This is a genomic window from Rhodoferax sp. (assembly GCF_011391645.1).
Taxonomy (GTDB): domain Bacteria; phylum Pseudomonadota; class Gammaproteobacteria; order Burkholderiales; family Burkholderiaceae_C; genus Rhodoferax.
Window position 1 is genome coordinate 1 of sequence record NZ_JAABQC010000123.1, and the last position, 7,066, is coordinate 7,066.

The following is a 7,066-nucleotide window of genomic DNA, read 5'->3' on the forward strand; positions in this document are numbered from 1 at the left end:
ATACAGCCATTGCAGGCAGAGCGCTGTAATCACGGTTCTCTGCCTGCGCTGCGCACCAGCTGCAAGCCTCCAGCCAGTCATTGCGCCACAGCAGCGTGGCTTTCGGATGTTGATCCACACACATTCCAGCATGTTCTGGCACCAACAAAACGGCTACCCATGACCACTGTTTCACCCAACCCCCGCACTATGCCCATCCCGTCCTGCTTGCCCCGGAGGACTTTCTGATGTGGCACTACCTGAGTAACCTGCTGATTGCTGGCAACGTGGGCATCATGGTGTTTTTCACCGTGGCCGTGGCACCCACCATATTTACCGCACTGCCGCCCGAGTGGGCTGCGGCTTATGTTCGGAAATTCTTTCCAAAATACTTCTTTTTCCTGGGCGTGACCACTGCGCTGGCAACGGTGGGAGCCAATGGTCTGGTCGCCCAGGCGGCACTGCTGGGCTGCGCGGCGGTGTTTTTCTTCAGCTGCTTCTGGCTCACGCCCCGCATCAACCGCGCGCGCGATGAAAAGCGGGGCGCTGAATTCAAGACGCTGCATTGGACAAGCGTGGGTCTCAACATGGCACAGCTGCTCGTTCTCATCGGTTTGCTGATCCCCGGCGGACGGGCCGCATGAGCCAGCCGCAATGCACCGCGCCGGTGAGCGACTGCGACTCGCTTACCGTGATGTTTGACGGGGCCTGCCCCCTGTGCCGGCGGGAAATCGGCCTGTACCAAGCCATTACCCCGCTTGAAAAGGTGGTGTGGCTGGACGTGAGTGAGGCCGGCATGGCGATGGATCCGGCCGACCAGGCCCGGTATCTGGCCCGCTTTCACGTGCGCCAAAAGGACGGCAGCGTGCTCAGCGGAGCCGCCGCTTTTGTGGCGCTGTGGCTGGCCATGCCGGGCTGGCGCTGGCTCGGCCGCGCAGGCCGCCTGCCCGGCGTGACGCCGCTGCTGGAACTGGTGTACCGCGGCTTCCTGCACCTTCGCCCCCGCTTGCAACGCTGGGCACGTCGCGTCGGCAGCGCTTGAAATATCATGCAGCTTTGCCAGCGCCAGAAAGTGAGCCCCTCATATGTCTGATTTGCCTGCTTACACCCCACCCAAGGTCTGGACCTGGGACAAAGCCAATGGGGGTCAATTCGCCAACATCAACAGACCTGTCGCCGGACCAACCCACGAGGCTGCACTGCCGCGCGGCAAACACCCGCTGCAGTTGTATTCGCTGGCCACTCCCAACGGTGTCAAAGTTACCGTCATGCTGGAGGAATTGCTGGCACTCGGCCACGCGGGTGCGCAATATGATGCCTGGCTGATCCGCATCAACCAGGGTGACCAGTTCGGCAGCGGTTTTGTCGCGGTGAACCCCAACTCAAAAATCCCGGCACTGCTGGACTGCAGTGAGGCCGAGCCGATCAGGGTATTTGAATCCGGCTCAATACTCATGTACCTTGCCGAAAAATTTGGCGCCTTTTTACCGACCAAGCCAGCCCAACGCGCCGAGTGCCTGTCGTGGTTGTTCTGGCAGATGGGCAGCGCGCCCTACCTGGGCGGCGGCTTTGGCCACTTCTATGCCTACGCGCCAACCAAGATCGAATACGCCATCGACCGTTTTGCCATGGAAGTCAAACGCCAGCTCGATGTGCTCAACCGGCAACTTGCCGACCACCCTTATGTCAGCGGTGCTGAGTACACGATTGCCGACATGGCCATCTGGCCCTGGTACGGGGCGCTGGTCAAGGGCCTGGTGTACGAGGCTGGCGAGTTCCTGCAGGTCCACGAGTACACCCACGTCATCCGCTGGGCTGACGACATTGCCAAGCGCCCGGCGGTCCAACGCGGGCGCATGGTCAATCGCATCAGCGGGCCACTGGCGTCGCAGTTGCATGAACGTCACGACGCCAGCGACTTCGACACCCGCACCCAAGACAAACTGCAGGCGCCAACATGATCACGCTTTACGACTGCGCCACCGCACCCAGCCCCCGTCGCGCGCGCATTCTGCTGGCTGAAAAAGGCATCGCCCACGCCACCGTGCAGGTCGACTTGAAAACGGGTGAGCAACTCGGCGAGGCTTACCGAAAAATCAACCCCCAATGCACGGTGCCTGCGTTGCTGACTGAAGAGGGCGTCATGCTGACCAGCAACGCGGCCATTACCGCTTATCTGGAGGCGCGGTACCCGCTCCCACCCATGCTGGGCGTGACACCGATGGACAAGGCTGAGATTGCGGATTGGCATTGGCGTATCGAGTTTGAAGGATTCATGCCAATTGCAGAGGCATTTCGCAACACTTCTGCCGCCATGTTGCACCGTGCCTTGCCTGGGCCGGCGAACTACGAGCAAATTCCCCAACTGGCCGAGCGCGGGCTGGCAAGGCTGCAGAAATTTCTGATGGACCTGGAAGAGCAACTGCACAACCGGGACTTTGTCGCGGCGCGGCAGTTCAGTGTGGCTGACATCCTGGCGGTCGTGGCGATCGACTTTGCCCGCATCGTCAAAGTCAGGCCCGATGAACGCCATCCCAATCTGTTGCGCTGGCGCGCGGCGATGGCTCAGCGGCCATCGATGGCCTTGTAGATGACCTGCTGATTGGTGCGGCTGGCGGGGATCGAACCCACGACCCTTGGCTTCGGAGGCCAATACTCTATCCACTGAGCTACAGCCGCAACTGAACGGGAGATTGTAGGGGGGTTTGGAAAAGGGCCCAACCATATAATTGGAAGCTGATTTTGAACCCAACTTTGATTTGAGGCCATCATGAGCGACCCCCGCCACACCACAGACCACGACTCGCACGCCGCTCGCGGCGCCAGCAAAATGAAACCAACCAAAACGAACCTCGCATTGGCCGGGCTTGCACTGTTGGTGCTTGGCTCCCTGACGGCTTATTACGCAACGCAAAGTGGTGGCCGGACCGCCCCTGACATGTCTGAAGAAGCGGTGGCCAGGCGCATTCAAAAAGTGGGCATGCTGGAGTTGGGCGAGGCCAAGCGCGGACCCAGGACTGGTGAAGAGGTGTACAAGGCGCAGTGCACCACCTGCCACGACGCGGGCCTGCTGGGCGCACCCAAGTTTGGCGATGCCGCCGCCTGGGCACCGCGCATTGCCACCGGCTATGCCGCACTGCTGAACGCATCCCTCAAGGGCAAGGGCAACATGACCGCCCAGGGCGGCGGCGCCTTTGCCGACTTTGAGGTGGGCCGTGCCGTGGCTTACATGGCCAATGCCGCCGGCGCCAAGTTTGAAGAGCCCGCCGCGCCAGAAGCCGCCGCCGGGGCCGAGGCACCCGCTGCCACGGCATCAGAAGCCAAATAGGCGCAGGCGCTACTTATTTTGTAGTGCTTGCGGGCTTTTGACAAAGCCAAATTGGCCGGGCAAGTCACATTGCATTGCCGCTTGCGGCTGCCACAGGCCCAGTTCCACCGCCTCGGCGGCAAGGCCCATGTCCTGGGTGTGCACCAGCCCGAGGCCGGCCGTTGACGCCAGGTACAAGTGGCCCGCCTCGTCCAGCCAGGCGCCCTGCACTTTGGCGGCCCGGCCCAGGTGGTCTTTGACGGTGTGGTCAGGCTGCACCCGCCAGACCAGCGGCGCGGCTTGCAGTTCCACATAGACGCGCTGCGGGCCATTCTGAAAAAACCACTGCCCCGCGTCATCCGGCAGGTAGTTGCGGGCAATGAAATCCATCAGTTTCTCGTGCGTCAGCAAGGAGCCCTTGCTGCCCGCCAGACCACTCTGAAAGGCCCCTGCCGCCTGCGCCCGGTCGTCGCGCAGGTACCAGTTGCCACGCGCATCCAGACCCAGCCAGCCATAGCAATTGGGCACGTTGGGCCATTTGGCCATGGCTTGTTTGACGATGTCGTCCATTTATTTCTCCTGTCAACAGTGTGCTTTCAACCAGGCACCCACGGTCTGCGGCAGCGTTTGCAGGTGGCCCGGTGGCGGCCCGGCTGCAAAACCGACATGACCACCGTGCCCGGGCTGCCATAGGGTCACCCTTGAACCCACCTCACTTTGCCGGGGCAGGCTGCTGGCGGGCACGAACGGGTCGTTCAAGGCGTTGACCACCAGGGTGGGCAGGCGGATGTCGGCCAGGCGCGGCTTGGCCGACGCGCGCAGCCAGTAGTCGCGGGTGTTTTTAAAGCCGTGCAGGGGCGCGGTGAACACGTTGTCAAAGTCGTACAAATCCTGCGCGGCGTTCAACACCCGGGCATCAAACAGGCCAGGAAACTGGGCCAGCTTTTGCAGCGCTTTGGGCTTCATGGTTTTCAAAAACAGCCGGGTGTAAACCTGCCGGTTCAGGCCGCGGCCAATCGACTCGCCGCTGGCGGTCAGGTCAACCGGGGCCGAGATGCTGGCCAGCGCCTGCACAAAGCCGGCCGCGCTGCTGCCCGCCTCCTGCGCCCAGCGCAACAGGGCGTTGCCGCCCAACGACACGCCCACCGGGCAAATCGGACCGGTGTGCCGGGCCCGCAAAGCCGCCAGAATCCAGCCAATTTCCGCAAAATCACCCGAGTGGTAGGCGCGCGGGGCGCGGTTGATCTCTCCGCTGCAACCCCGAAAATGCGGCACCGCAAAGCCCCAGCCTTGCGCTTGTGCCCAGTGGCCCAGCGCCAGCGCGTAGTGGCTGCCCGAGGACCCTTCCAGCCCATGAAACAACACCAGCAAAGGTGCCGTGGCGTTGCCGGGCTGCGCATCGAGCCAGTCCACATCGACAAAATCGTCGTCAGGCGTCGGCCAGCGCTCGCGCCGGTAGGGCGGCACGGGCAGAGGGCCGGTGCGGCCCCGCAATGCCGGCCAGATGGTTTGGGCATGGCCACCGGGCAGCCACCAGGGCGCCCGGTAGTGCATGGCGGCAGCTGCGGTGCGGCTGGAGAGAAGTGATGGGTTCAATGCAGGACGGGAGGTGTGTCGGTGATGTCTTGCGGCTCGCGGGCGTTGCCGGGGCTGGCGTGGTGCGCCACCAGGCGCCAGCCCTGCGCGGTCTTGTGATAGACATTGGTGGCAATCACCACCGCCTCAATCGGGCCTTCGGGGGTGAGCAGTTCAATGCGTTCGCGCAAGCTGTGCACCGCGCTGCCCAGCGATTCGATCTTGCGCACACCTTCGGGGCGGACACGCACGGTGCCGTTGTTGAACATGGCCTCGAATGCCGAGCGGATGGCGCCCAGACCAATCATGCGCGGGCCGCCGGGGTGCACACACACCACCTCGTCGTCATCGGCCCAGCACGCCATCAGCCGCTCCAGGTCGGCGTTTTGCAGCGCTTCATAAAAGGCGGCTTCAACCTCATCGGAGGATCCCCCCACAATGGCGGCGATTTTTTTGGCTTTGGTCATGGTGCGCACTCATTCAATAGGGCCTGATTTTGACGCGCTTTCAAACAGGCCGGCGCGCCCGGCCCGTCGTGGTCACCCGCGCGCTTGACGGACAATCGCGCACCCATGCGCCTGTTTGCTGCTTTCATCCTCATCACCCTGCCCTGGCTGAACCCGTTTTCACCCGGGCCAAGCTCTGCCGTGGTGCCGCTGCTGTTTGCTTGGGTTTGCGCGGCCGGCCTGCTGCTGCTGTGGGCCAGCGCCCACCTGAAGTCGCAGCGCCCCAACTGGGTGAGCGCCATGGCTCTGGCCTGGCTGGCGGCGGCGGGTGTGAGTGCCGTGATCGGCTTGCTGCAGTATTTTGGTGCCAGCGCCTGGCTGGGGCAGTGGGTCAACCACACCGGGGCGGGCGAGGCCTATGGCAACCTGCGCCAGCGCAACCAGTTTGCCACGCTGATGAACATCGGGCTGGCGGCTTTGTTGTGGTGGGTGGCTCAGGCAGATTCCCCCCGGCGCGGGCTTGGGCCGCTGCAGCCTGGCGCGGCAAGCGTTGTGGCGCTGGCGCTGGCCGTGCTGCTGGGTGCCGGCAACGCCGCCTCATCCTCGCGCACCGGCCTGTTGCAGTTGCTTCTGGTGGTGGTCTTGAGCCTGTACTGGCAGCATCGCACGCGTGGTCACGGGGCCTCAAACCGGGCCGGGCCGGCGCTGCAGCGGGTGCTGTTGGCCGCCGTGCTGAGCTACGCATTGGCCACCTGGGCACTGCCGTGGCTGGCCGGACTGGACCCCTTGACCAGCGGCGCCTGGGCCCGGTTGCGATCGGGCGACGCCGTGTGCAGCAGCCGCCTCACCCTGTGGCGCAATGTGCTTTACCTGATCGCGCAAAAACCCTGGCTGGGCTGGGGCTGGGGCGAGCTGGACTACGCCCACTTCATCACGCTCTACCCCGGCGCGCGCTTTTGCGACATTCTGGACAACGCGCACAACCTGCCCCTGCATCTGGCGGTGGAACTGGGGGTGCCGCTGGCTGCGGTGCTGTGCGGCGGCGGCCTGTGGCTGGCCTGGCGCGCCCAGCCCTGGCGCGAACGCGATGCCAGCCGGCAAATGGCCTGGGTAATTCTGGCGGTGATCCTGCTGCACAGCCTGCTCGAATACCCGCTCTGGTACGGCCCGTTCCAGATGGCCGCCGGCTTGAGCGTGTGGCTGCTGGTGTCAAAAAACCGCCCCCCCAAAAAGTCTGTGGCGCCCTACCTGCAAGCTGCCAGTGCGGGCGTGCTGCTCAGCTTCTGCGCGCTTGCCGGCTGGCAATACCATGTGGCCAGCCAAATTTATCTGACCCCCGAGCGGCGCGCGCCGGCCTACCGCGACAACACGCACGACAAGATCCGCGATGTCTGGCTGTACCAGGGCCATGTGCGATTTGCCAGGCTCACCACGACCGAACTCACCCCCGGCAACGCGGCGCAGATGAACCTGCTGGCCAAGGAAATGTTGCATTTTTCGCCAGAGGCCACGGTGGCCGAGAGCGTGATCGACAGCGCCCGGCTGCTGGGCCGCGATGCGGAGGCCGACTATTACCTGGCGCGCCTGCAGGTGGCGTTTCCGAAAGCTTATGCAGACTGGCGCCAGGCACAAGACGGTAACAGGCAAGCAGTCGTTCCATGAACAACCTGGGGTCGCGAACGGAGTGAAGCAGGCGGCTATCATTCGAGCGAAGTCAACCATTCATCCCAAGGAACCAAGTCATGTCCCAATCCTGGAA

9 protein-coding genes and 1 tRNA gene are annotated in these 7,066 nt (G+C 63.7%); 6 read left to right on the forward strand and 4 right to left on the reverse strand.

The annotated features are described in order from the left end of the window. Positions 1 to 227: 227 nt before the first annotated feature. The 4 genes from GPS82_RS12710 to GPS82_RS12725 are packed head-to-tail and all read left to right on the forward strand — an operon-like array spanning position 228 to position 2,569. The gene (locus GPS82_RS12710; RefSeq protein ID WP_296495300.1) at positions 228 to 623 is read left to right on the forward strand and encodes a DUF4149 domain-containing protein; all 396 of its coding nucleotides are present in this window, start codon (positions 228 to 230) and stop codon (positions 621 to 623) included. Next, positions 620 to 1,021: a DUF393 domain-containing protein gene (locus GPS82_RS12715; RefSeq protein WP_296495302.1), complete on the forward strand. Its 402-nt coding sequence runs from the start codon at positions 620 to 622 to the stop codon at positions 1,019 to 1,021. Before GPS82_RS12710 ends, GPS82_RS12715 begins: the two co-directional genes overlap by 4 nt. Before the next feature lie 43 nt (positions 1,022 to 1,064). Then, positions 1,065 to 1,940 (forward strand): glutathione-dependent disulfide-bond oxidoreductase, encoded by an 876-nt coding sequence (gene yghU / locus GPS82_RS12720; protein ID WP_296495303.1) that lies wholly within the window; start codon positions 1,065 to 1,067, stop codon positions 1,938 to 1,940. Then, on the forward strand, positions 1,937 to 2,569 hold the full coding sequence (locus tag GPS82_RS12725; RefSeq protein WP_296495305.1) for a glutathione S-transferase: 633 nt from the start codon (positions 1,937 to 1,939) through the stop codon (positions 2,567 to 2,569). Before yghU ends, GPS82_RS12725 begins: the two co-directional genes overlap by 4 nt. A 13-nt stretch (positions 2,570 to 2,582) precedes the next feature. Here the strand turns inward: GPS82_RS12725 and GPS82_RS12730 are convergent. Then, a tRNA-Arg gene (locus GPS82_RS12730) sits at positions 2,583 to 2,658 on the reverse strand. A 91-nt stretch (positions 2,659 to 2,749) separates the two neighbouring features. Between GPS82_RS12730 and GPS82_RS12735 the strand changes: the two genes are divergently transcribed. After that, entirely contained in the window at positions 2,750 to 3,307 is a 558-nt protein-coding gene (locus GPS82_RS12735) for a c-type cytochrome (protein WP_296495307.1), read from the forward strand. A 9-nt stretch (positions 3,308 to 3,316) separates the two neighbouring features. Here GPS82_RS12735 and GPS82_RS12740 read toward each other — a convergent pair whose 3' ends face one another. Genes GPS82_RS12740 through GPS82_RS12750 form a run of 3 tightly spaced genes read right to left on the reverse strand, consistent with a single transcriptional unit; the run spans position 3,317 to position 5,328 of the window. Then, positions 3,317 to 3,856, reverse strand: coding sequence for a DUF2946 family protein (locus GPS82_RS12740; RefSeq protein ID WP_296495308.1), 540 nt, complete (start codon positions 3,854 to 3,856; stop codon positions 3,317 to 3,319). 12 nt (positions 3,857 to 3,868) lie between these two features. Further along, positions 3,869 to 4,840 carry an alpha/beta fold hydrolase gene (locus GPS82_RS12745; RefSeq protein WP_296495314.1) on the reverse strand — a complete coding sequence of 324 codons (972 nt, stop codon included), beginning with the start codon at positions 4,838 to 4,840 and terminating at the stop codon, positions 3,869 to 3,871. Between the two features lie 38 nt (positions 4,841 to 4,878). Then, positions 4,879 to 5,328: a nuclear transport factor 2 family protein gene (locus tag GPS82_RS12750; protein ID WP_296495310.1), complete on the reverse strand. Its 450-nt coding sequence runs from the start codon at positions 5,326 to 5,328 to the stop codon at positions 4,879 to 4,881. 105 nt (positions 5,329 to 5,433) lie between these two features. On the opposite strand from GPS82_RS12750, the gene GPS82_RS12755 reads away from it, so the two are divergent. Continuing rightward, on the forward strand, positions 5,434 to 6,969 hold the full coding sequence (locus GPS82_RS12755; RefSeq protein ID WP_296495312.1) for a Wzy polymerase domain-containing protein: 1,536 nt from the start codon (positions 5,434 to 5,436) through the stop codon (positions 6,967 to 6,969). The last annotated feature ends 97 nt before the right edge of the window (positions 6,970 to 7,066 follow it).

What these genes read in the sequence shown, in the direction of transcription:
- GPS82_RS12710 (WP_296495300.1), top strand. Translation starts at nt 228, where the DNA reads ATGTGGCACTACCTGAGTAACCTGCTGATTGCTGGCAACGTGGGCATC.
- GPS82_RS12715 (WP_296495302.1), top strand. Translation starts at nt 620, where the DNA reads ATGAGCCAGCCGCAATGCACCGCGCCGGTGAGCGACTGCGACTCGCTT.
- GPS82_RS12725 (WP_296495305.1), top strand. Translation starts at nt 1,937, where the DNA reads ATGATCACGCTTTACGACTGCGCCACCGCACCCAGCCCCCGTCGCGCG.
- GPS82_RS12755 (WP_296495312.1), top strand. Translation starts at nt 5,434, where the DNA reads ATGCGCCTGTTTGCTGCTTTCATCCTCATCACCCTGCCCTGGCTGAAC.
- yghU (WP_296495303.1), top strand. Translation starts at nt 1,065, where the DNA reads ATGTCTGATTTGCCTGCTTACACCCCACCCAAGGTCTGGACCTGGGAC.
- GPS82_RS12735 (WP_296495307.1), top strand. Translation starts at nt 2,750, where the DNA reads ATGAGCGACCCCCGCCACACCACAGACCACGACTCGCACGCCGCTCGC.
- GPS82_RS12740 (WP_296495308.1), bottom strand. Translation starts at nt 3,856, where the DNA reads ATGGACGACATCGTCAAACAAGCCATGGCCAAATGGCCCAACGTGCCC.
- GPS82_RS12750 (WP_296495310.1), bottom strand. Translation starts at nt 5,328, where the DNA reads ATGACCAAAGCCAAAAAAATCGCCGCCATTGTGGGGGGATCCTCCGAT.
- GPS82_RS12745 (WP_296495314.1), bottom strand. Translation starts at nt 4,840, where the DNA reads ATGCACTACCGGGCGCCCTGGTGGCTGCCCGGTGGCCATGCCCAAACC.